At 74.8% G+C, this 23,588-nt stretch carries 22 protein-coding genes; 10 read left to right on the plus strand and 12 right to left on the minus strand.

All coding sequences use genetic code 11. The features are described 5' to 3' along the window. Positions 1-251: glycosyltransferase (locus tag I3F58_RS14660; RefSeq protein ID WP_240108988.1), on the plus strand; the 251-nt coding region annotated here is incomplete at its 5' end. Positions 252-308: 57 nt separating this feature from the next. Here the strand turns inward: I3F58_RS14660 and I3F58_RS14665 are convergent. After that, positions 309-2,816 carry a SpoIIE family protein phosphatase gene (locus I3F58_RS14665; protein ID WP_374207973.1) on the minus strand — a complete coding sequence of 836 codons (2,508 nt, stop codon included), beginning with the start codon at positions 2,814-2,816 and terminating at the stop codon, positions 309-311. Positions 2,817-3,219: 403 nt separating this feature from the next. Here I3F58_RS14665 and I3F58_RS14670 point away from each other — a divergent pair, with 403 nt between their 5' ends. Continuing rightward, complete coding sequence (locus tag I3F58_RS14670; RefSeq protein WP_240109086.1) at positions 3,220-4,143, plus strand: MurR/RpiR family transcriptional regulator; 924 nt, start codon at positions 3,220-3,222, stop codon at positions 4,141-4,143. A gap of 327 nt (positions 4,144-4,470) precedes the next feature. Here I3F58_RS14670 and I3F58_RS14675 read toward each other — a convergent pair whose 3' ends face one another. From I3F58_RS14675 to I3F58_RS14685, 3 genes are all read right to left on the minus strand, one after another. Further along, entirely contained in the window at positions 4,471-4,686 is a 216-nt protein-coding gene (locus I3F58_RS14675) for a DUF5133 domain-containing protein (RefSeq protein ID WP_240108989.1), read from the minus strand. Between the two features lie 237 nt (positions 4,687-4,923). After that, positions 4,924-5,673 (minus strand): class I SAM-dependent methyltransferase, encoded by a 750-nt coding sequence (locus tag I3F58_RS14680; protein WP_240109087.1) that lies wholly within the window; start codon positions 5,671-5,673, stop codon positions 4,924-4,926. A gap of 47 nt (positions 5,674-5,720) precedes the next feature. Continuing rightward, on the minus strand, positions 5,721-8,477 hold the full coding sequence (locus tag I3F58_RS14685; protein WP_240108991.1) for a SpoIIE family protein phosphatase/ATP-binding protein: 2,757 nt from the start codon (positions 8,475-8,477) through the stop codon (positions 5,721-5,723). A 623-nt stretch (positions 8,478-9,100) separates the two neighbouring features. Between I3F58_RS14685 and I3F58_RS14690 the strand changes: the two genes are divergently transcribed. Next, the gene (locus tag I3F58_RS14690) at positions 9,101-9,385 is read left to right on the plus strand and encodes a hypothetical protein (protein WP_240108993.1); all 285 of its coding nucleotides are present in this window, start codon (positions 9,101-9,103) and stop codon (positions 9,383-9,385) included. 67 nt (positions 9,386-9,452) lie between these two features. Here the strand turns inward: I3F58_RS14690 and I3F58_RS14695 are convergent, their stop codons facing one another. Next, a complete protein-coding gene (locus tag I3F58_RS14695; RefSeq protein WP_240108994.1) occupies positions 9,453-9,659 on the minus strand; it encodes a hypothetical protein in 207 nt (68 codons plus the stop codon). A 397-nt stretch (positions 9,660-10,056) separates the two neighbouring features. Between I3F58_RS14695 and I3F58_RS14700 the strand changes: the two genes are divergently transcribed. Continuing rightward, positions 10,057-10,287 carry a hypothetical protein gene (locus I3F58_RS14700; RefSeq protein ID WP_240108995.1) on the plus strand — a complete coding sequence of 77 codons (231 nt, stop codon included), beginning with the start codon at positions 10,057-10,059 and terminating at the stop codon, positions 10,285-10,287. 12 nt (positions 10,288-10,299) lie between these two features. Here the strand turns inward: I3F58_RS14700 and I3F58_RS14705 are convergent, their stop codons facing one another. The 3 genes from I3F58_RS14705 to I3F58_RS14715 form a co-directional block, all read right to left on the minus strand. Further along, the gene (locus I3F58_RS14705; RefSeq protein WP_240108996.1) at positions 10,300-11,241 is read right to left on the minus strand and encodes a DUF3040 domain-containing protein; all 942 of its coding nucleotides are present in this window, start codon (positions 11,239-11,241) and stop codon (positions 10,300-10,302) included. A 601-nt stretch (positions 11,242-11,842) separates the two neighbouring features. Next, complete coding sequence (locus I3F58_RS14710) at positions 11,843-12,748, minus strand: universal stress protein (protein WP_240108997.1); 906 nt, start codon at positions 12,746-12,748, stop codon at positions 11,843-11,845. 7 nt (positions 12,749-12,755) lie between these two features. After that, entirely contained in the window at positions 12,756-13,652 is an 897-nt protein-coding gene (locus I3F58_RS14715; RefSeq protein ID WP_240109001.1) for a universal stress protein, read from the minus strand. A gap of 229 nt (positions 13,653-13,881) precedes the next feature. On the opposite strand from I3F58_RS14715, the gene I3F58_RS14720 reads away from it, so the two are divergent. Both I3F58_RS14720 and I3F58_RS14725 read left to right on the plus strand, forming a co-directional pair. After that, positions 13,882-15,234 carry a nicotinate phosphoribosyltransferase gene (locus tag I3F58_RS14720; RefSeq protein ID WP_240109088.1) on the plus strand — a complete coding sequence of 451 codons (1,353 nt, stop codon included), beginning with the start codon at positions 13,882-13,884 and terminating at the stop codon, positions 15,232-15,234. Between the two features lie 93 nt (positions 15,235-15,327). After that, positions 15,328-16,368: a nitroreductase gene (locus tag I3F58_RS14725; protein ID WP_240109002.1), complete on the plus strand. Its 1,041-nt coding sequence runs from the start codon at positions 15,328-15,330 to the stop codon at positions 16,366-16,368. 122 nt (positions 16,369-16,490) lie between these two features. Here the strand turns inward: I3F58_RS14725 and I3F58_RS14730 are convergent, their stop codons facing one another. Then, positions 16,491-17,171 carry a pyridoxamine 5'-phosphate oxidase family protein gene (locus I3F58_RS14730; RefSeq protein ID WP_240109003.1) on the minus strand — a complete coding sequence of 227 codons (681 nt, stop codon included), beginning with the start codon at positions 17,169-17,171 and terminating at the stop codon, positions 16,491-16,493. Positions 17,172-17,370: 199 nt separating this feature from the next. On the opposite strand from I3F58_RS14730, the gene I3F58_RS14735 reads away from it, so the two are divergent. Further along, positions 17,371-17,826, plus strand: a complete 456-nt coding sequence (locus I3F58_RS14735; RefSeq protein ID WP_240109014.1) for a cyclic nucleotide-binding domain-containing protein — start codon at positions 17,371-17,373, stop codon at positions 17,824-17,826. 62 nt (positions 17,827-17,888) lie between these two features. Further along, positions 17,889-18,506, plus strand: a complete 618-nt coding sequence (locus I3F58_RS14740) for a CBS domain-containing protein (protein ID WP_240109015.1) — start codon at positions 17,889-17,891, stop codon at positions 18,504-18,506. Between the two features lie 66 nt (positions 18,507-18,572). Here the strand turns inward: I3F58_RS14740 and I3F58_RS14745 are convergent, their stop codons facing one another. After that, positions 18,573-18,878 (minus strand): DUF1876 domain-containing protein, encoded by a 306-nt coding sequence (locus tag I3F58_RS14745; RefSeq protein ID WP_240109016.1) that lies wholly within the window; start codon positions 18,876-18,878, stop codon positions 18,573-18,575. A 244-nt stretch (positions 18,879-19,122) separates the two neighbouring features. Here I3F58_RS14745 and I3F58_RS14750 point away from each other — a divergent pair, with 244 nt between their 5' ends. Next, a complete protein-coding gene (locus I3F58_RS14750; protein ID WP_240109017.1) occupies positions 19,123-20,022 on the plus strand; it encodes a universal stress protein in 900 nt (299 codons plus the stop codon). A 58-nt stretch (positions 20,023-20,080) separates the two neighbouring features. Here the strand turns inward: I3F58_RS14750 and I3F58_RS14755 are convergent, their stop codons facing one another. Then, the gene (locus I3F58_RS14755; protein WP_240109018.1) at positions 20,081-20,794 is read right to left on the minus strand and encodes a response regulator transcription factor; all 714 of its coding nucleotides are present in this window, start codon (positions 20,792-20,794) and stop codon (positions 20,081-20,083) included. Between the two features lie 236 nt (positions 20,795-21,030). On the opposite strand from I3F58_RS14755, the gene I3F58_RS14760 reads away from it, so the two are divergent. Beyond that, positions 21,031-21,534 carry a pyridoxamine 5'-phosphate oxidase family protein gene (locus I3F58_RS14760; RefSeq protein WP_240109019.1) on the plus strand — a complete coding sequence of 168 codons (504 nt, stop codon included), beginning with the start codon at positions 21,031-21,033 and terminating at the stop codon, positions 21,532-21,534. A 135-nt stretch (positions 21,535-21,669) separates the two neighbouring features. Here the strand turns inward: I3F58_RS14760 and I3F58_RS14765 are convergent, their stop codons facing one another. Beyond that, the gene (locus tag I3F58_RS14765; protein WP_240109089.1) at positions 21,670-23,361 is read right to left on the minus strand and encodes a GAF domain-containing sensor histidine kinase; all 1,692 of its coding nucleotides are present in this window, start codon (positions 23,359-23,361) and stop codon (positions 21,670-21,672) included. Positions 23,362-23,588 lie beyond the last annotated feature (227 nt).

Genomic DNA, 23,588 nt, shown 5'->3' on the forward strand with positions numbered 1-23,588 from the left:
CCCTCGACTCGGCCGCGGACGCGGGCTGCGGGCGTCTGGTGCCGCCCCGCGACCCGGACGCGCCGGCACGCGCGGTGGCCGGCCTGCCGGCCGAGCCCGCGCTGCGGGCCGGGTGCGGGGCGGCCGGGCGGCGCAGGGTGCTCAGCCTGTACGACTGGACGCACGTCGCCGCGGCCACGGAAACCGTGTACGGCGAGGTGTGCGAGGCCCGGCGCCGGGCGGTGCGGCCTTCGGTGCCCGGGGCGGCCTGAGCGACTCTCCGGCTCCCCTGCTCCGCGTCTTCCCGGCTTGCCGCCGGATCGACTCCTTCAGGTACCCGGGGGTGCCTCGTCGCGCGCGGCGAGCAGCAGGGCCACGTCGTCGGGGCGGTCCTTGGCACGGAGCGCCTCGTCGACGAGCCGGTCCGCGAGGGCGGACAGGGTCAGGTCGGCGGGGGCGGTGGCGAGCAGCCCGCGCAGCCGCTCCACGCCGAGGTCGATGTCCACACCCGGCTGCTCGACCAGCCCGTCCGTGTAGAAGCCCAGCACGGCTCCGCGCGGCAGCTGCAGTTCCGCGACCGGGTACGTGGCGTCCGGGTCCACACCGAGGACGACGCCGCCCGGCAGGTCGACGACCTCGGCGGCGCCGTCGGGGCGGCGCAGCAGCGGCGGGAGATGACCGGCGCGCACAGCGCGCACGACGCCGGTCTCCGAGTCGAGCACGCAGTAGCAGCAACTCGCGAACTGGCCGGGGTCGAGGTCGATGAGCAGCCGGTTGGTGCCGCTCACGACCTCCTGCGGGTCGTTCCCGGCCAGCGCGAAGGCCCGTACGGCGCTGCGGAGCTGGCCCATCGTGGCGGCGGCGGACACGCCGTGGCCCTGGACGTCGCCGATGACGAGGGCCAGGCCCCGGGAGGTCTCCACGACGTCGTACCAGTCGCCGCCGACGTCCATGCCCTGGGTGCCGGGCAGATAGCGGCCGACGGTGGAGACATGGCGCAGCCGGGGCAGCCGGTGCGGGAGCAGCGCGTCCTGGAGGCCTCGGGCGAGGGCGGCCTCGGTGTCGTAGCGCCGGGCCCGCTGGAGCGCCTGCGCGATGAGCCCGGCGAGCGCGGTGAGGACGGTGCGCTCCTCCGGGCTGAAGCCGCGGGGCTGGTCGAAGCCGAGGATGCAGGACCCCACGGGCCGCCCGGAGGCGATGAGCGGGAGGAAGGCACGGGCGCCGACGTGGGCGTCGAGGGGGATGCCCGGGTAGGCGGCGGCGAGCCGCTGCATGGACTCGAAGAAGATGGGCCGGCCGGTGGTGAGGCACTCGACGCCGGGCAGGCGGGCGTCGAGCCCGACGCCGTCGAAGCGGTCCAGGAAGCCCTGCGGGAAGCCGGTCTCCCAGGCGAGGTGGAGGTGGCGTTCGCTGAGCAGGTAGATGGCGAGCTCACGGCCGCCGAAGGCGGGCAGCAGCTCCTCGGTGACGACTTCGGAGACCTGGCGGGCGGTGACCGCCTCGGTGAGCGCGATGGCGAGGGCGACCGGCCGGTACAGCACGGAGGCGCGGTCGGCCGGGGAACCCATGAGGACGCTGCCGGGGCTGGCCACGGAGCCGGGGGCGTACGCGGGCTCGTCGGCGGCGCTCAGGCTGACGGTGAGGCCGTCGTGGTCGGGGTGGAGGGAGACGTTCAGCCAGGAGGCCCCGTTCCGGTGGGCGAGGAAGTGCACCGGTTCGGAGGAGAGGAGGGCGGCGCGGAAGTGGTCCTCGTACGCGGGGCGGGCGGTCCAGGGCTGCGCTTCCCACAGGACCTGTCCGAGGAGGGCGCCGCGGGCGACGCCGAGAAGGTCCTCCGCGCGGCGGCTCAGGTAGGTGACGCGGCCGAGGCGGTCCAGGGAGAGGACGCCGGTGGAGAGCCGGTCCGCGGCGGCCGCGACGATGGGGCCGGTGCCGGGGTCGACGAGCAGCCCGGAGACGCGGTGATCGTCGGGGGCGGGCCGGCGGGACAGTTCGATGAGGTGGGGGCGGCCGTCACGGCCGCGCAGCCACATGCGGCGGCCGGCCGGCCGGCCGGAGCCGGTGTCCTCGGTCAGCCGGCGGACCATCGCGGACAGGCCGTACACGTCCTCGGGGGCGAGGAGGCGGAACAGAGCCTCGGCGGTGCCGGGCGGGTCTCCGGACTCGCCGCAGAGGATCCGGCGCACCTCGGCGTCGGCGGTGACGACGCCGGTGTCCAGGGCCCAGGTGAAGCGGGCGACGTGGACGGGCGGGGTGGCGCCCGCGGGGAGCTGCACCAGGGCGGGGGCGCTGTCCCAGGCGACCGGGGTGCCTGCTGCGTCCAGCTCGGCCAGGGCGGCGCCGAGGCGGTCGGCGGTGGCTTTGACACGGCGGCGGTCGGAGGCGGCGACGGCGCCGGTGGAGGTGGCCCGGAGCACCACCAGGACCCCGAAGCGGTCGCGGTCGGCGGAGACCGGTACGTACAGCGAGCCGAACGGGTAGGGCAGGCCCGCCATCAGCTGGGGGTAGCGGCGCATGGCCTCCTCGGCGTCGGCGAGGTGGACCGGGTGTCCGGAGCGGTAGGCGTCCGCGACGGGGAAGGGCCGGTTGATGTGCATGCGCCACCAGGGGCGGAACAGGTGGCCCGGGAGACCGGCGAGGACGGCGAGACGGAGGAGGCCGCCGGAGCGGGAGCGGAGGTAGACGCCGCCGGCGTAGCCGCCCGCGGCTTCGACGGCGGCCACGACGGCGGGGGCGAGGGTGAGGGCCAGGGGGTCTGGGACGGGGGCCTCCGCCGCGCCGCTTTCCTGTGGGCCCGGGGGGTCGGAGGGGCCACCGGGGGCGCCGAACCAGGTCACACAGCAAGGATGCGCCCGGTGTCACCACCGGGGCCACCGGGGCGGGACACCGTCCGGCCGAGTGCGGCGCTCAGGCGGTGCGGGGGCACCGTCCCGGCGGACGCCCGGCGCCCGCGGGGTCGGGGCGGGGGGCGGACCACAGGGCCGTTCCACCGCGCCCGCCCCCTGCTGCGCTCTCGGCTCCTCCCCCGGTTCTCGGCTTCGTCCGCACAGGGGACCCCCTGAGCAGGCGGCGCCGTCATCGCCCTGGGGGTGTCCCCGCACGGGCGCTCGGGGAGGAACGTCTTCCCGCGGCGAGGAACGAGGGCCCGGCAGCCCACAGCCCCACCGGCAGTCGAGGGCGTACCCTGCGCGCTATCTTGTGCGGAATTGGGGCGAATGAAGGAGGCGGATCGTGCCATCAGTGCCATCGGGGCAGCAGGCACGCGCGCAGGCGGCGGCGATCACACCGGGACTCCAGGTCCCGGAGGTGGAGCCGACGCCCGCGGAGCGGGTGCGGGCCTTGTTCGGCGGCCACCGGCTGTCCCCGGGACAGCGGCGTATCGCACAGTACCTGGTCGACCACCTCACGGAGGCGGCGTTCCTGTCGATCACCGAGCTGGCGGAGCGTGCCGGAGTGAGCCAGCCGTCGGTGACCCGGTTCGCCGGGGCGCTCGGGTACAGCGGGTACCCGGCGCTGCGGGAGGCCCTGCAGCCGATCGCGCTGAGTGCCATCGCCGCCGCCCCGGACAGCCGTGAGGAGATCCGCCGCAACGAACTCCAGGCGGCGATCGACGCCGAGATCGAGAACCTGGAGAACCTGCGGCGGGTCCTCGGTGACCCGGAACGGATCCTGGAGCTGGGGCGGCAGCTGGCGCGTTCGGTGCCCTTGACGGTTCTGGGTCTGCGGATCTCGGTGTCGCTCGCGGAGTACTTCGCGTACGCGGCCCGGCGGATCCATCCGGATGTCCGGCTGGTGACACGCGGCGGCAGCGTCGCGTACGACACGCTGCTCCAGGCCGGCGAGGCGGGCGGCAGCTGGGTGCTGGCGTTCGCGATGCCGCGGCACGCTAAGGAAACGCTGTCGGCCCTGTCGGCGGCCCGCCGTGCCGGGCTCCGTGTGGCGCTGATCACTGACCTGACCATGGGGCCTCTTGTGGAGGCCGCAGACGTGGCGCTCACCGCGCCGACCGGATCACGCCTTGTCTTCGACTCGTACGCCGCACCGGGCGTGCTGTCCGCGGCGGTGCTCCAGGCGATGGCGGACGCCGAACCAGAGCGCACACAGGCGCGGTTGGAGCGATACGAACAGGTGGCCATGCAGCACGAGTTCTTCCTCGACGACTGAGCGGCGGGGGCGCGGGGGCGCGCTGCGCAGGAGACTTCGGTGGGTCCGGAACGACCGGACGGCACCGAATATTTTCGGCCATCTAGGAGCATGAAATTTTTCATGCCCTTGCTTACTCAACGGTATATATATTTACTTCTCGCACGGCCCGCACGCACCGATAGGTGCGCCGCGGCGCCCGATGATCGAACACAGCGGGCGGCGCTCCCTCCTCGCGCCGCCCCACGTGTTCGCTGCCGGGTCATCCGCTCTCCCCTGCGGAGCCCGCATGGCGGCCCCGGTCTACCCCTGGTCCGGGGCCGCCGACCCTCTCCCCGGCCTCGCGCCTCAGCCCGCCGCGCCCGCCGCCGCGGCCAGCCGCGCCCGGGCCGCCGCCAGCGCGTGCTCCAGCTGACGCGTGCCCGTGGTCACGCACAGCGTGTACGTCACATCGTCCAGGCGGCGTTTCAGATCGGGAGCGACGGCCCGCTCCTGCGCCGCCGCGCACAGGGACTCGTAGCGGGCGACCAGCTCACGAAGCACAGCGGGATGCGCCAACAGCATGGGCGTACCTGCCTTTCCGACGCCATGAGGCACGAGAGAGGTCGGGGACGACGGCGCTGCCGGAGTCCCCGGAGGTGGATGTGACCTGAGCGAGGGCCGGGCGATACGCATCGGAGACACCCGGATCGGGCGTACGGACGCCGTCCCGCACGGGGTTGTGCCCGGACTGCCCGGCCTTCACACGACATTGTGATGCAACCGTGATGGGTTCGCCGTACGGGACGCGACGGAGTGTGATCAAGCAGGATCTTCGGCCGGGCGGCGCGCCACGACCAGGCGGCAGCGCGGCGCCCCGTCCGGCCGCCGGCCCAGCGCGGCCAGCGGATACAGCCCGGCGGGTTCGAAGCCCGCGCGCTCCAGGTCGGCCAGCACGTCCGGGAGCCGGAAGGTCCGGTAGTACATGACGAAGGGCGGCCACCACAGCGCGTTGCGCACGCGCATGGCGGCGTCGAAACCCCACAGTGTCCAGTACGGCAGCGAGCCGACCCGCGGCGGCGCCATCACCGGGAACGCGAACCGCCCGCCGGGCTGCAGCGCGGCGCGCACCCGCGCGAACAGCCCGGGCCGCTCCCGGGGCAGGAAGTGCCCGAACGCCCCGAAGCTCACCGCCAGGTCGAACTCCTCCCGGAACGGCAGGGCCCGCGCGTCCGCCCGCACCCACTCCGGGTCCGGGTGCCGCCCCTCCCCCGCCGGACACGCCTCCCGGGCCCGGGCCAGCATGCCCGCGCTGACGTCCACCCCGGCGACCCGCTCGCGGCACAGCCCCCTCAGCAGTCCCGTACCGGCACCCGTGCCGCAGCACACGTCGAGGCCCGCGCCGAACGGCCCCAGGGGCCGCAGCGCGTCGGCCGTGGCAGCCAGGACGGCGTCGGGCGTGCGGAACGGCGTCAGGTCGAACTTCGGGGCCAGCAGGTCGTAGCCGCGCTCGACCGAGGAGAGCGCCTGGACGGCCAGCTCCCGGAGCGTGGGTCCCTCGGGCGCGGACATGGGAGTGATCATTACGGGGAGGGTAGCGGTACGGCCGCTCCGGCGGGTCACAGCGGGTCCACGTCGAAGGCGTCCAGCGGGTCGAACGCCGGCTCCGCCGCGCCGCGGGTGCCGGAGGCGCCCGGCAGGGGCTGCTCGGCCCAGATGACCTTGCCTTCGGCGGTGTAGCGGGTGCCCCAGCGGTCCGCGAGCTGCGAGACGAGGAACAGCCCGCGCCCGCCCTCGTCCGTCGTGGCCGCGTACCGCAGGTGCGGCGAGGTGCTGCTGGTGTCGGTGACCTCGCAGGTCAGGACCCGGTCGTAGATCAGCCGGACGTGGACGGGCGGCGAGCCGTAACGGATCGCGTTGGTGATCAGTTCGCTCAGCACCAGCTCCGTGGTGAAGGCCAGGTCGGACAGCCCCCACGCGTCGAGTCTCGCCGCCGCCTCGGCCCGGATCCCGGCGACCGCCTCGGGCGAGAACGGCACGTCCCAGTCCGCGATCCGGTCCGCGTCGAGGCCGCGGGTGCGGGCGATGAGCAGCGCCACGTCGTCCTTGGGATGGGCGGGCAGCAGAGCGGCCAGCACCGCCTGGCAGCTCTCCTCGGGACTGCGGCCCGGCCCGCCGAGGGACTGCCGCAACAGCTCAAGCCCGACGTCGATGTCCCGGGTGCGCTCCTCGATGAGCCCGTCGGTGTAGAAGACCAGCTGACTGCCCTCGGCCAGGTCGAGTTCCGCCGTCTCGTACGGTATGCCGCCCAGGCCCAGCGGCGGTCCGACCGGCAGGTCGGGGAACTCGACCCGGCCGTCGGGGTGGACGAGCGCGGGCATCGGGTGCCCGGCCCGGGCGAGCGCGCAGCGACGGGTGACCGGGTCGTACACCGCGTACAGGCAGGTGGCACCGGTCATGCCCGCGCCGATGGCGAGGTCGTCGGCGCCCGCCTCGTCCTGGTCGATGCGGCCGATCAGGTCGTCCAGACGGCCGAGGAGTTCGTCGGGCGGAAGGTCGAGGGTGGAGAAGTTGTGCACCGCGGTACGCAGCCTGCCCATGGTCGCGGCGGCGTGCAGCCCGTGGCCGACCACGTCCCCGACCACGAGGGCGACCCGGCTGCCGGGCAGGGGGATGACGTCGAACCAGTCGCCGCCGACGCCGGACTGGGCGGGAAGGTAGCGGTGAGCCACGTCGACGGCACTCTGCTCGGGCAGGGCCCGGGGCAGCAGGCTGCGCTGGAGGGTGACGGCCATGGCGTGCTCGCGGGTGTAGCGGCGGGCGTTGTCGATGGCCACGGCGGCGCGGGCGACCAGCTCCTCCGCCAGGGTGAGGTCCTCCGCCTCGAAGGGCTCGGGCTTCTCGGAGCGCCAGAAGTTCGCGACGCCGAGGACGACACCGCGTGCCCGCAGCGGCACGGCGATCAGCGAGTGGATGCCGTAGGAGACGATGGCGCCGGCCCGCTCGGGATCCTGGGCCTGCCAGCCCGGCGCCCGGGACAGGTCGGGCACCAGCTCGGCCCGCCCGGAGCCGAACCCCCGGGCCTGGGGGGTGGACGGCACGAAGGTGATCATATTGCCGGTCGGGTAGAGAGGATGGTCGTCGCGGATGCCCCGGGATGCTGTGCGGCGCATGGCGGTATCGGTACCCGCCGGTTCCTCGCCGCGCAGGACGGGGGCGGAGAGGTCGACGGTGACGAAGTCCGCGAAGCGGGGCACGGCCACCTCCGCGAGCTCCTCGGCGGTGCGGACGACGTCGAGGGAGGTGCCGATGCCGCCCCCCGCGTCGTACAGCAGGTTGAGGCGCTTGCGGGCGACCTGGGCACGGCCGCTGAGCGCGCGCAGTTCGGTCGTGTCGCGGATGGTGGCGACGGTGCCGCCGGGACCCCCGTACGGGTCGGTGGGGCGCTGGTTGACCGCGAGGAGGCGGCCGGCCGCGGGGACGACCTCGTCGGTGGCGACCCGGCCGGAGGTGAGCAGCTCCGCGATCCGGGGATCGAGGCCGGGGAGGTCGTCGACGAGCAGCCCCTCACCGTCGGGCGGGAGTCTGAGGAGGCGTTCGGCCTCGTCGTTGGCCAGGACCAGGCGGCCGTCGCCGCCGACGATGACGACGCCTTCCCGGACGGCGTGCAGGACGGCGTCGTGGTGTTCGTACACCCGGGTCATCTCGGCTGGTCCCAGGCCGTGGGTCTGACGGCGCAGGCGACGGGTGACGAGGGCGGTACCGACGGTGGCGACGGCGAGCCCGGCGGCGCTCGTGCCGAGGATGACGGGGAGCTGACGGGTGACGAGGCTCGTGACGTTGGTGACCTTCAGACCCGCCGAGACGAGGCCGACGACCTCGCCGTCCGGGGCTGTCACCGGCACCACGGCCTGGACCTCGTCGCCCAGCGGGCCTGACACCCGCTCGGTGATGACCCGGCCTTCGAGGGACGGCTCGATGGTTCCGACGAACCGCTGGCCGATGCGGTCGGGCAGGGGGTGGCTGTAGCGGATTCCCTCGGTGTCCATGATGACGACGAAGTCGACGCCCGCCGCCCGGCGGGTCTCCTCCGCCATGGGCTGGAGCACGGCGGACGGGTCGGGCTGTTCGAGGACGTCGAGCAGCCCGGGGGCGTGGGCGACGCTCTGGGCGACGGCGACCGACTTGCCCCGGGCCTCGCGGTCGCTGTCGCTGCGCGACTGGAGCAGCAGCGCCAGGATGGCGCCCAGGACCAGCAGCACGACCAGCGTCACCTGCAGGACGAACACCTGCCCCGCGACGCTGCGTGGACGCCTTTCGGCCAGGGACCGGACCGAGGCGCCTCGGAACCGGTCGAAAAAGTTGACCACGTTCATTTGTAACACTGGGCCCCTGGGCCCGCGCCAGGCCCGGGAACCGGGTGAACGCCCGCCACCCGGGCCGGACCGCGTCCCGGCCCGGTGGTGTCGCGTCCGGACCGGTACCCCGTCCGCTCGCCTCCCGGGCGCGGCGGCGGACCCGGAAGGCCATGAGCGACGGGCCCTGCGGGCCGGCCGACGAGGCCGCCCAGCACCGCCCGGCCGGCATCCCCGATCCCGCGTACGACGCCGAACGTCACGCATGCGGCGTTCAGCGGCCGGGGCACGCGCCGCGCGCCCGGTCGGCCTCCGCGTCGGCCGACGCCGTCAGAGGGCCGTGAACGCGACGGCCCGCACGTCCGGGATCCGGGAACGCCGTCCTCCGGGCCCTTCGCCGCTTTCACCGGCCGGTGAGCGGGCGCGCCGCGCTCCCCGGGCCGCCGGACGTTCCCGGGGACGTCGGCCGGGCCTGTCTCCGTACCGCCGACAGCACGGGGTGAACGTCCGGGGCCCTCGCGTCCGTTGACTACGGGTCGCGCAGACGGGCGAGCCGACTGTGAGGACGGAGGGTGCATTTTCAGCCGTCGGAGACGGGTATCGTCCACGCAGGGGCGGCATGGGCGGGCGACTGGGGGCGCGACATGGCCGAGCGGCAGTTCGAGGAACGCGGGGTGCCGATCCGGCGGGGGTGGCGCCAGCTGACGACGGCCGGGCGGGTCCGGGTGGCCGGAGGCAGGCTGACGCTGCTGAACAGCCGCGGCAGCGAGATCGACAGCGCACCTCTGTCGGAGGTGCGGGTGGGCGAGCCCTGGTACATGCCGCGGGGGTGCGTACGGGCGGTGCTGGGGCGGACGGCGTACCTGCTGTGGCTGGCGCCCGCGCCCGCACGGGCGGTGGCGGAGGCGGCGCACGAGGCGCGGGCGTGAGGGGCGGGTCACGTGGCGCCCGAGGGAAGGGTGCGGCAGGTGAGGCCGCGGCCGAGGTCCCCGTCGCTCAGAGGCCGATCGGGATGCTCGGCAGGTCCTCCCAGACCTGCCGCAGTTCGGTGTAGCGCCGGTCTGGCAGGCCCTCCAGCACCCGGCGCACCTCGGGCCGCGCGCCGGCCGCGGCGATGAGCAGATCGCTTCTGCCGATCGCCCCGTTGGCGAAGACCCCTGTCAGGTGTTCGGCGATCTCGGTCCGGGTGACGTCGTCGGCCATGGTTCTCCCCGAGCGGGTGGGCGCGCGCGGACGGATGGCGGCGCGCGGTGGGAAAGGGGGTGGTGCGGGTGAGCGTCGAAGCGACCGCGGAATACGGCTCGTTCGCGGTCCGGGGCGGTGCAGGCACCGCCCCGGAGAACGGCACCAATCTAACGCAGCGGCAAAGTGCGAAGGCAAGTCACGGACCGGCCGGTGACGCTGGATTGTCGCGTTTCAGGGCACTGGACCGAGCGCGACGCCCGCTGTCCGCCGACTGTTAACCCGTACCTCATGTGAGAGTTGCGCGATGCCCGGCCTGCTCGCGGGCCCCGAGCGGGGGCCCGGCGTGAGGGTACGATCGCGGTGAGTGACGGACAGTGGGGTGGGGTGCGTGGCGGAGCGGCAGCGGAGGGCAGTCATGGCGACGGTGACGCGGCAGGAGATCAGTGCCTGCACGCGCGGTGCGTTCGGGTCGGGGTGGGTCGGCAGGGACCAGCTGTGCGCGGCGGCGCGGTCGGCCGGCGCCCGGCCGGAGGTGGTGGCGACGCTGGAGCGGTTGTCACCTCATGTGCTGCTCTGCGGCCTGCCGGACCTGCTTCTGCTGCTGCCCGAGCTGCCGGAGGAAGCGGAGGAGCGGGACGGCGCCTGACCGCCCCGCAGCTCAGAGCACGTGCCGTGCGTCCGTCGCGACCACCGACATGCCCGCAGGCGGCACCTGGTCGGTGGGGGTTCCCGCGGGGCGGGTGAACAGGGCCGTGAGGACCATGCCGAGGACGGCCACCACGAGCGCCGCGACAGCCACCACCTTGCGCCAGTCCCGCCGTCGGCCCCGGCGGCCCCGCTCTCTTCGGGCGGGGCGCCCGGCGTCGCCGCCGGTGCGGTCTCCGCCGTCGGTGCCGCTGCCGGACGGGGATCCGGTGAACTGGCGCGCGAGCGCGGCCATGCGTTCGTCCAGTGCGGGGTCCTCTCGCGCCAGGGACCGCTCTATCTCGGCGAGCAGGCGGTCTTCGTCCATTCCCGGTGCCATGTCGACCACCTCCGGGGCAGCCTTACGTGGCTGCCCGATGTCGGACTGGGGCTGTGCGGGGGCGGCGGGGACGGGAGCCGCCGCGTCCTGAGGGCGGAGTGTGCCGCCGGGACGGAGCGTCTCCACGGGGAGCGGGGAGACCCGTGCGGCTGTCCGCTCCGGGGAGGTCTCCGCCGTGGCCGAAGGGATCCGCGGGTGCACGGTCTCCGGCCGGCGCTCCGGCCGCCGTGTGGCGTCCGCGAGGGTCTCGGCCGCCCCGGGCTCGCCCTTCGTGTGGACGGCCTCGGCCCGCCGGTCCGGTTCGGCCTCAGCCTGCCGGGCCGTCTCGCGCCGCATCGCCTCGGCGTCCCTCGTCTCGACGAGCGGGGCCCGCACGCCCCACGGGTCGGTGATGTCGTCGGGGAAGTGCCGGAGGCGCCGGCTCATCCTGTCGCGGTCGACGAGCCGTTCGTCCGGGACGGCGCCCGGGCCGAGGCGGCGGACGGCGCACCGCCGGTGCCCGGGCACCACCAGGACCGTCGGGAACGCGAGCGGCAGGGGCGCGCCCGGGAGCAGACCGACGAGTCCGGAGTTCATGGCGGATCCTCCTCCTCGGCGTCGGCGGCTTCGTCACCCGGGTCACCGGAAGTCACCTGGACCACCGGATTCGCCGGAGCGGTCGGACGCCCCGGGCTCCCCGGCGGATGTGCCGACGGGTTGAACGACGAGGTGCGGTCCGTCACGGTCGACGATCCGTACCGCCTGCCCTTCTCGTACCCGCCCTGAGCGCGGTCGCACCGTCCATCACGCGCTGTCCGCCGGCACCTGCCCGGTGCGGGCGTCCGGGTCGGTCTCGCGCACCTCCGCGATGCGGCCCGCGAAGGCCTCCTGCCCCATGGTGGGCGGCGGCGCGCGGCCTCGCCACGCGAGGCGGCCGCCGGTAGGTGCCCGGGGGCGCCGACGACGACCGCGGCGTCGGGCCGGATGCCCAGGGGGCGAGCGGTGCGGGACGGCGGACGGCGGTTCGCTCGGGCGGAAGGGCACCGCAGGCGGGGGCCCCGGTCACCCCGGACCTGCCCCTGTGTGCGGCGCACGGTGGTTGGACGCACGACCGCGGCGGGCCGCAGGCGCCACCCTGCGCACCGGGCCGTGCCCGCGCCGCCGGGGCGGGGCCGCAGCCGCTCCCCGACGGCTCGGGTTACTCGCCCGGGCCCGGGACCGTGACGACCGGGCATTCCGCGCGGTGCAGGAGTCCGTGAGGGACCGAACCGAGGCGCATGCCCGTGTAGCCGCCGTGGCCTCGGCGTCCGACGACGAGCGCCAGGGCGTCCTGGGCGGCGAGGGCCAGTTCCTCGACCGGGTGGCCGCGCAGGACGTGGGCCGTGAACGGGACGTCCGGGTGCTTCTCCGGCCAGCCCGCCACCCCCGCCGTGAGCAGCAGGCGCCGTTCCTCGGCCGCCGTCGGCGTGTCGTCGCCCGGCGACAGGAGGCTGCGGGGCCAGACCCAGAGGGCCCGCACGGACGCGCCCAGCCGTTCCGCCTCCTCCAGGGCGAAGGCGAGCGCCGCCCGGGAGGACTCGCTGCCGTCGACACCGACGACCAGGTGCGCCGGGCCGCGCGGGCCCCGCGGCTCCTGTGCCACGACGGCCACGGGGCACGCGGCCCGGGCACTCACCGGCAGGGTCACCGAACTCGCGCTGAACAGCTCCGCGGAACGGCCGAGCCGCCGCGACCCGAGGACGAGCATCAGCGCCTGGTGCGAGCAGGCGCACAGCACGGCCGCCGGCCCTCCGTCCGGCAGCTCCGTGGTGACCGTGACACCGGGGTGGGTGCCGGTCACCCACGCGGCCTCGTCGGCGAGCACGGTCTCGCCCTCGGCGTGCAGCGCCGCCCGGTGGGTCCGGTCGGCCACCCGGTGGCGGCGGCTGCCCTGCGGGAGGTCGTGCCGGGCGGGCACGGCGAGGAGCAGGCGCAGCGGAACGTCCCGGCGTGCCGCCTCGTCGGCCGCCCAGGCGACGGCCGTGTGCGAACCGCCCCGGGGGTCCACGCCGACCACGATGCCGCGCTTGGCCCCCGAGTTCTCGTGCCGTTCCGGTGCGTTCATCGTGTCCTCACTCCTCGTCCGGCCGCGGCGCGCGCGGGATGATCGCGACAGGGCAGTGCGCGTGGTGCAGGACCGCGTGGGTGACGTGGCCGAGCGCGTGGCCGATGCCGAGCGGCGGCCGGTGGGCACCGAGAACCAGCAGGGCGGCGTCCCGGGTGGACTCGACCAGCAGCCCGGGGACCGAGCGCGCGCCCTCCACCTCCGTCGTCACGTCCAGGTCCGGGAACTCCTCCCGGAGCGTCCCGGCGAGCTGTCCGATCTCGTGGACGCGTTCCTTGGCGACCCCGTCGATGTCGTCCAGCAGGGTGAGTTCGGTGCCGACGTGGGACAGCGGCGCCCAGACGGTCAGCAGCCGCAGCCCGGCCTTCCGGAGCGAGGCCTCGTGGGCCGCGTACCGGGCCCACGGCAGGTCGTCCTGGCCGCGGACGGCCGCGACGACCACGGTCCCGGCGCTCGCGGGCTCGTCGGTGTCCTCGCCGCGTACGACCATGACGGGCACCTTCGCCCCTGCGGAGACACCGAGGCTGACGGAGCCCAGCAGCAGGGCGCCGAAGCCGCCGAGACCCCGGCTGCCCACGACGACGGTGCCCTCGCTCCCCGCCGCCTCGCGCAGCGCGGCGACGGCGTCGAGGGGGCTGAGCTCCGTGGTGACGGCCACGGCGGGGTACCGCTCCGCGACCAGCTCCGCGGTCTCGGCGAGGAGGTCGCGTCCCGCCTCCTGCACGCCTTCGAGAGACGCGGCGGTCGTGTGGAGGACGTGCTTGTCTGTGCCCGTGGCGTGCACCAGGTGCAGGGACTGCCCCCTGCTCTGCGCCTCCTCGGCGGCCCACAGCACGGCGGCGCGGGCACGGGCGGAGCCGTCGACGCCGGCGACGACGGGTCCGAGGCTGATGTCGTGGTTCATGCGTTCCTCCTGGTGACGGCAGCGTCGGGCGTACAAGGCGCCTGGCACGCGACTAGGGCGCGTTCTCCCGCTGTGCCTCCACGCTCGCACCGGTGGCGCCCCGCCGCGAGGGTCGCCGGGTCCGCGGCCGGGGACCGAAAGTCCCTGTCGCGCACCGGCCGCCGCCCTGATCCATGCTGGAGACGGCGGACCGTACCGGGGCAGCGGTTCCAGGAGGGCGGTGAACACGATGTCGGACGTCACCACCACCGACCTCTACGAGGTCACGATGGCCCTGTCGTACGTCCACGAGGGCATGGACGCCCCCGCGACGTTCAGCCTCTTCGTGCGTCGGCTTCCGCCCGGCCGCGGGTTCCTGGTGAGCGCGGGCCTCGAACCGGCACTGGACTACCTGTCCGGGTTCAGGGTCACCCGGGGCGACGTCCGCCGTTTCGCGGCGGCGCTGGACCGGGACCCCGCCGAGCTGGAGCCGCTTCTGGGACTGGCGTTCCGGGGCGAGGTGCGCGCGGTGCCCGAGGGCCGGGTGGTGCACGCCGGGGAGCCGCTGCTGGAGGTGACCGCGCCGCTGCCGCAGGCACAGCTGGTGGAGTCCTACCTGCTGGCGCTGGTGAGCCATCAGACGACCGTGGCGTCGAAGGCGGCACGCAGTGTGCTGGCCGCCGCGGGGCACCCGGTGATCGACTTCTCACTGCGCCGGGCGCACGGGCCCCAGGCCGGTTTCCAGGCGGCCCGGACGGGCGGGATCGTCGGCTTCGCCGGGACCAGCAACGTGGCCGCCGCGACCCGGCTCGGGCTGACCGCGTCCGGGACGATGGCGCACTCGTACGTGGAGGCCTTCCCCGACGAGGAGGCGGCGTTCCGGGCGTTCGCCCGCGCCCACCCGGGGCCGGTGACGTTCCTGGTGGACACGTACGACACGGAGCGGGGCGTGGTCACGGCGGCCCGGGTGCTGCGGGAGCTGCACCGGGGCACGGGCTGCGGGATACGTCTGGACAGCGGCGACCTGGACGCGCTGTCGCGGCGGTCGCGGGAACTGCTGGACGCGGCGGGGCTCGACGGGACGCGGATCGTGGTCAGCGGCGGTCTCGACGAGTACGGCGTCGACGAGCTGATCCGGGCGGGCGCTCCGGTCGACGTGTTCGCAGTGGGGACGAAGGTCGGGACGTCGGCGGACGCTCCGTATCTGGACTCGGCGTACAAGCTGGTCGAGTACGACGGGCGGCCGGTGATGAAGCTGTCGTCGGCGAAGGTGACGGCCCCGGGCCGCAAGCAGGTGTTCCGTACGCCGGGCGGCCCCGATGTGCTGGCGCTGTGGGACGAGCCGCGGCCGGAGGGGGCGGAACCGCTGCTGCGCACGGTGATGCGCGGCGGCCGGCGGATCGGCCCGCCGGACGACGTGGCTGCCGCGCACGCCCGGTTCGTGGCGGATGTGACGGCGCTGCCCGCGTCCGCGCGCCGGGTGCGCGACCCGGCACCGGTGGCTCCGCGGGTGTCGACCCGGCTGGCGGAGCTGACGGACGCGGTGCGGGGGCGCCTGGCGGGAACGGTGTCCCCGGCTGCGGCGGGCGGGGGCCGGGCATGAGGGCGGCAGGGCCGTTCGGGCGGTCGGGACGGGCCCGGCCGGCCCTCACCGCGGGCGTGGACGGCACCGATGCTGGAGGCAGGGAGGCCCATGATGAGTGAGAGCCGGAGGGAGGCGCCCGCGACTCGGGTGCGCGCCCTCGACACGGCCACGGTGACGTCCCTGGTCGAGGACGCCACGACGGCCCCGTCCATGCACAACGCGCAGCCGTGGCTGTTCCGCTGGTCTCCGGCCGCCGGGGGCCTGGGAGTGCTGCGGATGCGGCTGGATCCGGCGCGTGCCCTGCCGCACGCCGACCCGGACCGGCGGGCGCTGCACGTGGGCTGCGGGGCGGCGCTGTTCAACCTGCGGGTGGCCGCCGCGCACGCCGGGCGGGAGGCGGAGGTGACGCTGCTGCCGGATCCCGGGGACCCGGAGCTGCTGGCGGAGGTGACCTTCGAGCGTCCGGTGCCGCCGGGCGACGTGCTCGCGACGTTGTACCCGGAGCTGCGGAGGCGCCGGACGAACCGGTTCCCGTTCTCCGAGGAGCCCGTGCCGGAGGCGCTGCGGGAGACTCTGTGCGGCGCGGCGGTCGCGGAGGGGACGCGGATGGTGTTCCTGGACGACTGGCAGGCGGACGAGGCGCTGGAGCTGGTGCGGGACGCCGAGGCGGAGGAGGCCGCCGACCCGGAGGTGCGAGCGGAGATCGCCCGCTGGACGTGGCGGGCGGAGAGCGCCGAGGCCCCCGGCGGGCGGGCCGAGGGCATCCCGTCGTACGCCTTCGGGCCGCACCGGCACGAAGGGCGGGCGCCGGTCCGGGACTTCGCCCGCGGCGCGCGGGGGCGGGAGGAGGCCGTCTTCGAGCGGCGGCCGTGCCTCGCGGTGCTGGGCACCCGGGAGGACCGTCCGGTGGACTGGCTGCGGGCCGGGCAGGCGATGGAGCGGGTGCTGCTGGAGGCCACCCAGGACGGGCTGGCGACGTCGCTGAACTCGCACGCGCTGGAGTGGCCGGGGCTGCGGTGGGCGGTGCGCGATCCGCGGTCGTCCATGGGCTACGCGCAGATGACGATCCGGTTCGGGTACGGCCCCGAGGTCCCGGCGACGCCGCGGCGGCCGGTGGAGGAGGTCCTGACGGTGGACGCGGCGGAGGACTGAGGGGCCGCTCCTCTCCCCCGCCCGGCCGTGCCGGTGTCCGGTAGCGCCGCGTGAGGGGATTCCGCCCGCGCTCCGGTCGCCGCGGCTGCGACGCGCGTCCCCGGACTCCGGACGGGCTGCGGTCAGCCGGGCTCGTGGGTGTGGCGTACGCGGATGCGGCGGCCCGACACGTGCGCGGGGGCGATCGCGACCCACAGGTCCCGGTCACCGCCCGCCCAGGGGGTCGTGTGGGCGTGTGCCTCCAGCGCACCGACCGCGTCGGATTCGGTCACCGTTCTCGCGGAGCCGACGAGCAGGACGCTCCAGCCCTGGCTGAAGGCGTCGTCGATGTGGTCCACCTCGAACGCGACCTCGCCCGGAGCAGCCCGGGCCACCAGCGCGGGGGCGGCTTCGGGCTGGGTACGGAAGGCCACCTCCCGGCCGCTGACCAGGTAGTTGACGGGCAGGATGGCCGGGCCCTCGTGGGTGGTGACGGCGACCCGGCCGACACCGTGGGTGCCGAGCAGCTGCCAGCACTCCTCGGCGCCGAGGTCGACGAGTTCCGGGTGGTACGCGGCGTGGCCGATGCCCGGGGGCAGGTCGGCGGTACCGCCGGTGAGCGCGACGACGGTGGTCTCCAGGGCGTCCGCGAGACGCAGCAGGAACCCCATGCCGGGGGTGGCGGTCTGTTCTTCGAGGTACTGGATGTACCCGGGCGCCGAACCGGCCCGCAGGGCGACCTCCTCTCGGGAGAGCCCGAGCTGTTCCCGGCGGGCGGCCACGCGTCGGCCGATGTCACCCTTGAGGTGCTCAGGTCCTGGCATGGCATCACCGTAGCCGTGCCGTCCGCCCGCCGCATGGCGGAGCGTACGCTCGAAAGCACCACCGCAGTGTGCGGGGTGCCGCGTCCTGCGGGAAGGCAGGGACGGTCGGGCCATCGCCCCTGTCCCTTGCGGCCCCTGCGGCCCCGCGCCGTGCCGCGCGAGGCTGGGACTGACGTGTGCGGTTCATCTGGAGGTTCGCATGAGCACCACAGCACCGAGGATCAACGCCCTGCCGGCCCCGCACCGGGAGCGGCTCATGTCGCTGGCCCGGGAGGTCTCCTTCCGGCCGGGTGAGCGTCTGTTCGACGAGCATCAGCCTGCGGACCGTTTCTGGGTCGTCAAGACAGGGGCCGTCATTCTCGACGCGCAGGTGCCGGGGCGTCGCCCGGCCGAGGTGGAGATGCTCGGACACGGCGATCTGGTGGGCCTGTCCTGGCTGTTCCCGCCGTACGAGTGGGAGCTGGGCGCGGAGGCCATGAGCCTGGTGCGGGCCTGGGAGTTCGACGCGGTGGCGGTGCGGGACCGGTGCGCGTCCGAGGCGGGCTTCGGGTTCGCGCTGACGCAGTGGGCGGCGGAGGTGCTGGCGCACCGGCTGCAGGCGACCCGGGCCCGGCTGATCGATCTGTACGTGCCGCGTGCGACGAGTGTGGTCTGAGGTGCGGGACGGGTAGGTGGTAGGCAGCGATACCTGAGCCGAGAAGGGACGGACATCCAGCGATGAGGCACCGCAGCGTGGCCGATCTGATGACCCCGGAGGCCGTCGCCGTACAGCGGGGTACGTCGTTCAAGGAGATCGCGCGGCTGCTGGACGAGTACGCGATCACGGCGGTCCCGGTGGTCGACGAGGACGCGCGCCCGCTCGGGGTCGTCTCCGAGGCGGACCTGCTGCGGCGGCACACGGGCGACGGCAACGCGCGTACCGCCACCGCCGAGGGCCTGATGTCCAGTCCGGCCGTGGTGGCACGGCCGGACTGGAGTGCGGTGGAGGCGGCTCGGGTGATGGAGAAGCACCGGATCAAGCGGCTGCCCGTGGTGGACGCGGCCGGGCGGCTCATCGGCGTCCTCAGCCGCAGCGATCTGCTCCAGCTGTTCCTGCGGCGGGACCGGGCCATCCAGGAGGAGATCCTGGAGGACGTCGTCACCCGCACCCTGGGGCTGCCGCCCTCGGCGCTGACCGTGGACGTGCACGACGGCACGGTCACGCTCAGCGGCAATCTGGAGCGGCGGAGCCTCGTACCGATCGTGGTGCGGCTGTGCGAGAGCGTCGACGGGGTGGTGGAGGTCGACACCCGGCTCACCTATGACCGGGACGACACCCCGGCCGTCACCGCCTGACGCCTCCGGACGCCCAGCGGGCACGGCGGAAGGCCGCCCGGATGCCGGGCGGCCTTCCGTGCGGCCTCACCGGCCCGGGGTCGACCACCCGTACGGCGACTCCTCCTCCTGCTCGCCGGCCATGCCGGCGCCCTGTTCACCGATGTCCTTGTAGGCGAGGCGTGTCAACTGCCGGGCGAGATCGCTCATCGCGCGGCTCGCCGCCAGTTCGTCGCCGATCAGGGGGACGTCGGTGTCCGCGGGGTTCCGCCTTGCCTGGCCGTGCCCGGTGAGTCTGGACTGGCCCGTGTCCAGGGTGGCGTCCGCCGTGGTGTTGCCCTGTTCGTCCTCCAGCAGATCCATCTTGATCTTCCACTTCAGCGTCCGGGTCATGGTGTGCCTCCTCGACGCGTCGGACGGCGGCGGCGGAACGCGTGACTCCGCCTGATTACAGGATCCACCCGCACAGCCGGGCGGACGAGCCGGAAGGTCCCGGGTTTGCGGCCTGACGGCAGGGAACCCGGGCCTCCTGGCCCTTGGCCGGGATCTCCGGGGGGCAGCAGGCTGGGGGGAGACCGGCCACGCACGACGGGCCGGGCCGGACACGGCACACCGACCCCGTACGGAGGAACGAAGCATGGCGAACGAGGCCCCGACGAACAGCGTGATCGCGGTGGGGGTGGACGGCTCCCCGGAGAGCCTGGCCGCGGCCGACTGGGCGGCCCGTGAGGCCGAGCGCCGCGGACTGCCCCTGCACCTGGTCCACGCGTGGCTGTGGCAGCCGCTGGACGTACCGCTGGCGCAGGACCGGGAGGCGGAGGCACGGACGGCGCAGACGGTGCTGGACACGGCTGTGACGGCCGTGAGGACACAGCACCCGGGGGTGACGGTGAGCGCCCGGGTCGTGTCGGACACGCCGGTTCCGGCGCTGCTCGCCGCGGCGGAGGCGGCCGACATGCTGGTACTCGGCACGCGCGGGCACGGGGCGCTGGTCGGGTTCCTGCTCGGCTCCTACGGCCAGCAGGTGATCGCCGCCGCCGAGCGTCCGGTGGTGTCGGTACGGGCGGCCGCGGACGACGGGCGGTCCACGGCGGAGCTGGACGCGGCGGAGGTCGTGGTGGGCCAGCAGGGCACCGGGGAGGAGAGCGCGGCGGTGCTGCGCTTCGCGTTCGAGGCGGCGGCGGCCCGGGGCGTCGGGCTCCGTGCCGTACGGGCCTGGAGCCTGCCGCCGCTGTACGCCTACAGTCCCGGGTCACTGCGCCTGGCGGACGAGGCGGGCGGCCTGGAGCCGTACGAGCGCAAGGCGCTGGCAGAGGCGCTGGCGCCCTGGCGCGAGCGGTACCCGGACGTGCCGGTGACCGAGCACGTGGAGATCGGCGGGGGCGGTCAGGTGCTGCTGTCGGCGGCCGAGGGGGCGGGGCTGCTGGTGGTGGGCCGGCGGGTGCGGCATGCTCCGGTGGGCCCCCGGATCGGGTCGGTGGCGCACGCGGCGCTGCACCATGCGCGGTGCCCGGTCGTGGTCGTCCCGCACGAGTAGCCCGCACGCACCGGGTGGCCGGGGGCTCCGGCCCCCGGCCACCCGGTGCCAGGTCGGGTCAGGTCCGGCGTCCGCCCGACTCGTGAGAGGGCTGCGGCTTCAGCGCCTGTGTCGCGATGACCGCCGCCTGCACCCGCCGCTCGACGCCGAGCTTGGCCAGCAGCCGCGAGATGTTGTTCTTGACGGTCTTCTCCGCGAGGTACAGCCGCTTCCCGATCTCCCGGTTGGTGAGCCCCTCCCCCACCAGGGCGAGGATCTCCCGTTCCCGCTCCGTCAGCGCGGGCAGGCCCTGCGGCTGCTCCTCCTGACGGGGGCCGCCGCGCAGCCGGGCCATGACGCGGGCGGTGGCGCCGGGGTCAAGCATGGACTGGCCGGACGCGACCGTCCGTACCGCCTGGACCAGGTCGGTACCGCTGATCTGCTTCAGCACGTACCCGGAGGCGCCCGCCATGATCGCGTCCAGGAGTGCCTCCTCGTCGTCGAAGGAGGTCAGCATCAGGCAGGCCAGCTCGGGCATGCGGGAACGCAGTTCGCGGCAGACACTCACACCGTCGCCGTCCGGCAGCCGTACGTCCAGGACGGCGACGTGCGGGCGCAGCGCGGGCACACGGACCAGGGCCTGTTCCGCGGTGCCGGCCTCTCCGACGACGGTGAGGTCGGGCTCGGCGTCCAGCAGGTCGTGCACGCCGCGCCGCACCACCTCGTGGTCGTCGAGGAGGAAGACCCGGACGGGGCCCCTCTCCTGTGCGGCGGGGCTGCTGCTGTCCGTCATCGGGTCCTCGCTCTTCGTCGTCGCTGTCGTCGTGCGGTGCCCCGGGACACGGCACGCTCCGATAGTGCCTCGTCCTCGGGGCCTCCTGCCAGGGCCCTTCGGCCCTGTGTGGCGCATCGGGGCCGATGAAGGGTCCGTTCGGCCCTGTCGCCGCGGACCGTGGCCGGGGACGCTGGGGTGTCCGGGTGAGGAACGAGGAACACCGTGTCCGACAGGGTGTCTGAGGGTGCAGGACGATGGACTACAAAGCAGCATCAGCCGTACGGCAGCCGGTGGAGCGCCGCCGTGACGCCGCCGTGGCCCCGCGCCGTCTGCGCCAGCTGAGCCGCGGTGAGGCGCTGCGGCTGCTGGGCTCGGTGTCGCTGGGCAGGATCGTGTTCACCGAGCGGGCGCTGCCCGCGATCCGGCCGGTGAACCATCTGTTGGACGAGGACGACGTGGTCGTGCGGCTCCACGACGGCGCCACGCTGGCGTCGATCGCGGCACCGGCCGGGTCGCCGGGGATCGTCGTCGCGTACGAGGCGGATGTCATCGATCCGGAGACGCACCTGGGCTGGAGTGTGGTGGTCACGGGGTACGCCGAGCTGGTCGTCGATCCGGCGGAGCTGCGGCGCTACGAGGGCCTGCTGCGGCCGTGGGTGGCGCCGGAGGCGCCGATGAGCCACGCGCTGCGGATCCGCCCGGACCTGGTGACGGGCTTCAGGCTGGTGGTCGCCCCGCCCCAGGGGCCGGGCGAGTGAACACCGGACCGGCGGGCGGCGACCGGCGGATCACAGCCACGTGGGAAGCGGGTGGGCTGGTTCCGCCGGGGGGCGGGGTCCTCCGGAGAGGGCGTACGGCGCCTCGCGAGCCGGACCCGGTCCGCGGGGCGCGGGCTAGCGGTCGGTGTTCAGCGGTGCCCGCCAGGTGATGCGGGTGCCGCCCTCCGGTGGAGCGGCGGTCTCCATGGTGCCGCCGACCCGGTGGGCACGTTCCGCGAGGTTGACGAGACCGCTGCGGCGGCCTCCGTCGGGGAGGCCCCGGCCGTCGTCGGTGACGGTGAGGCAGACCTCCCTGGGGGTGGCCTGCAGGGTCACCTCCACGCGGGTGGCGTCGGCGTGACGGGCGGCGTTGCTGAGCAGTTCGGTGAGGGAGGCGACGACATGGTCCGCGATCACCGCCGGAACGTCCGTGTCGAGGAGCCCCTCCATGCTGAGCCGGGGCGGGAAACCGAGGGTCGTACCGGCCTCTCCCACGGCCCGGGCGACCTGGGCACGCAGGCTGGGCCCGGTCTCCTCCTCCCGGGTGCGGAGCCCGAAGATCGTCGAACGGATGATCTTGATGGTCTCGTCCAGGTCCCCGACGGCCCGGGCGACGCGTTCGGCGGCCCCGGGGTTCTCGACCAGGCGGGCCGCGCTCTGCAGGGTCATGCCGGTGGCGAACAGCCGCTGGATGGCGAGGTCGTGCAGGTCGCGGGCGATCCGGTCGCGGTCCTCCAGCAGGGCGAGCTGTTCGGCGTCCCGGCGCCGGTCGGCCAGTTCCAGGGCGACGGCCGCCTGCCCGGAGAAGGTGAGAAGCGGTTCGAGTTCGCCGTCCGTGAAGACGGGATCGCCTTCGGCGCGGGCGAGCAGCAGAACGCCCCGGGAGTCCTCGGCTCCGGTGCCGAGGGGCACGGACACGGCCGGGCCGAGGCCGTCGAAGGAGCGCGGCCCCGCGTTGTAGCGGTCGTCCTTGGGCAGGTCGGGGGTGGTGGCGGGGGTGCCGCTCGCGTAGGCGGCGCCGGAGAGGGTGCCGTCGGCGGGGACGACGAGTCCGCGCCGGGCGTCCGGGTCGCTGCCGAGGGCCAGTTCCACCACCAGGTCGCCGGTGCCGGGGACGGGGACGGAGACGTCGGCCAGGGCGGCGCCGGTGATCTCCCGGGCACGGCGGGCGAGGAGTTCGAGGACGTCGCGGCGGGCACTGCCGGACAGCAGCCGACGGGTGATCTCCGCGTTGGCCTCCAGCCAGCGCCGCTGCCGCTGGGAGCTCTCGTACAGCCGGGCGTTGTCGATGGCGACGCCGGCGGCGACGGACAGGGTGGTGATGACGCCCTCGTCCTCGGCGTCGAACTCCTGCTCGCCGCGCTTGTCGGTGAGGTAGAGGTTGCCGAAGACCTCGTCGCGGACGCGGATGGGCACGCCGAGGAAGCTCTTCATCGGCGGGTGGTGGGCGGGGAAGCCGTACGAGGACGGGTGGGCGTGGATGTCGTCGATGCGCAGCGGCTCGGGGTGCCGGATGATCTCGCCGAGCAGCCCGTGCCCGGCCGGCAGCGGGCCGATGCGGGCGACCTCCTCGTCGCTCAGGCCGACCGTCAGGAACTGCGACAGGGTGCGCCCGTCGGGTCCGATCACGCCGAGCGCGGCGTAGCGGGCGTCGACGAGCAGCGCGGCGGCCTCGACGATGCGGCGCAGCACCTGGTTGAGGTCGAGTTCACGGCCGACGGAGACCACGGCCTCCAGCAGGTGGTGCACCCGGTCGCGGGTCCCGCGGGCCGCGTTGATACGCGCCTGGAGTTCCTCCAGAAGTTCGTCGAGCCGCAGCTGCGGCATCCGCGACAGGGGCTCGTCGACGCCCACCGGCCCACCTCCCTCGCTCACCCGCTTGGCAGAACCTGCCGCCAGCCTAGCGGGCGCCGGGAGGCCGCAGGGCACCTGTCCCGTCATCCGCGTCCGGTCGGGAACGCCGTACCGGCCCGGCGGTGGCACGCTGGTCGGGGGAGCACCCCGGCCGCGCACGTGAGGAAACCCCTGCAGGTCACGGAAGCGAGGAAGCACCC

Origin of the sequence: Streptomyces sp. MUM 203J (assembly GCF_022414595.1) — a bacterium.
Classification (GTDB): domain Bacteria; phylum Actinomycetota; class Actinomycetes; order Streptomycetales; family Streptomycetaceae; genus Streptomyces.

Coding starts and splice junctions, on each gene's coding strand:
- I3F58_RS14690 (WP_240108993.1), top strand. CDS start 9,101: ATGGCCGAGCGGCAGTTCGAGGAACGCGGGGTGCCGATCCGGCGGGGG.
- I3F58_RS14685 (WP_240108991.1), bottom strand. CDS start 8,477: ATGAACGTGGTCAACTTTTTCGACCGGTTCCGAGGCGCCTCGGTCCGG.
- I3F58_RS14705 (WP_240108996.1), bottom strand. CDS start 11,241: ATGAACTCCGGACTCGTCGGTCTGCTCCCGGGCGCGCCCCTGCCGCTC.
- I3F58_RS14745 (WP_240109016.1), bottom strand. CDS start 18,878: ATGACCCGGACGCTGAAGTGGAAGATCAAGATGGATCTGCTGGAGGAC.
- I3F58_RS14760 (WP_240109019.1), top strand. CDS start 21,031: ATGGACTACAAAGCAGCATCAGCCGTACGGCAGCCGGTGGAGCGCCGC.
- I3F58_RS14695 (WP_240108994.1), bottom strand. CDS start 9,659: ATGGCCGACGACGTCACCCGGACCGAGATCGCCGAACACCTGACAGGG.
- I3F58_RS14725 (WP_240109002.1), top strand. CDS start 15,328: ATGAGTGAGAGCCGGAGGGAGGCGCCCGCGACTCGGGTGCGCGCCCTC.
- I3F58_RS14700 (WP_240108995.1), top strand. CDS start 10,057: ATGGCGACGGTGACGCGGCAGGAGATCAGTGCCTGCACGCGCGGTGCG.
- I3F58_RS14765 (WP_240109089.1), bottom strand. CDS start 23,361: ATGCCGCAGCTGCGGCTCGACGAACTTCTGGAGGAACTCCAGGCGCGT.
- I3F58_RS14750 (WP_240109017.1), top strand. CDS start 19,123: ATGGCGAACGAGGCCCCGACGAACAGCGTGATCGCGGTGGGGGTGGAC.
- I3F58_RS14710 (WP_240108997.1), bottom strand. CDS start 12,748: ATGAACGCACCGGAACGGCACGAGAACTCGGGGGCCAAGCGCGGCATC.
- I3F58_RS14715 (WP_240109001.1), bottom strand. CDS start 13,652: ATGAACCACGACATCAGCCTCGGACCCGTCGTCGCCGGCGTCGACGGC.
- I3F58_RS14680 (WP_240109087.1), bottom strand. CDS start 5,673: ATGTCCGCGCCCGAGGGACCCACGCTCCGGGAGCTGGCCGTCCAGGCG.
- I3F58_RS14675 (WP_240108989.1), bottom strand. CDS start 4,686: ATGCTGTTGGCGCATCCCGCTGTGCTTCGTGAGCTGGTCGCCCGCTAC.
- I3F58_RS14740 (WP_240109015.1), top strand. CDS start 17,889: ATGAGGCACCGCAGCGTGGCCGATCTGATGACCCCGGAGGCCGTCGCC.
- I3F58_RS14735 (WP_240109014.1), top strand. CDS start 17,371: ATGAGCACCACAGCACCGAGGATCAACGCCCTGCCGGCCCCGCACCGG.
- I3F58_RS14720 (WP_240109088.1), top strand. CDS start 13,882: ATGTCGGACGTCACCACCACCGACCTCTACGAGGTCACGATGGCCCTG.
- I3F58_RS14730 (WP_240109003.1), bottom strand. CDS start 17,171: ATGCCAGGACCTGAGCACCTCAAGGGTGACATCGGCCGACGCGTGGCC.
- I3F58_RS14755 (WP_240109018.1), bottom strand. CDS start 20,794: ATGACGGACAGCAGCAGCCCCGCCGCACAGGAGAGGGGCCCCGTCCGG.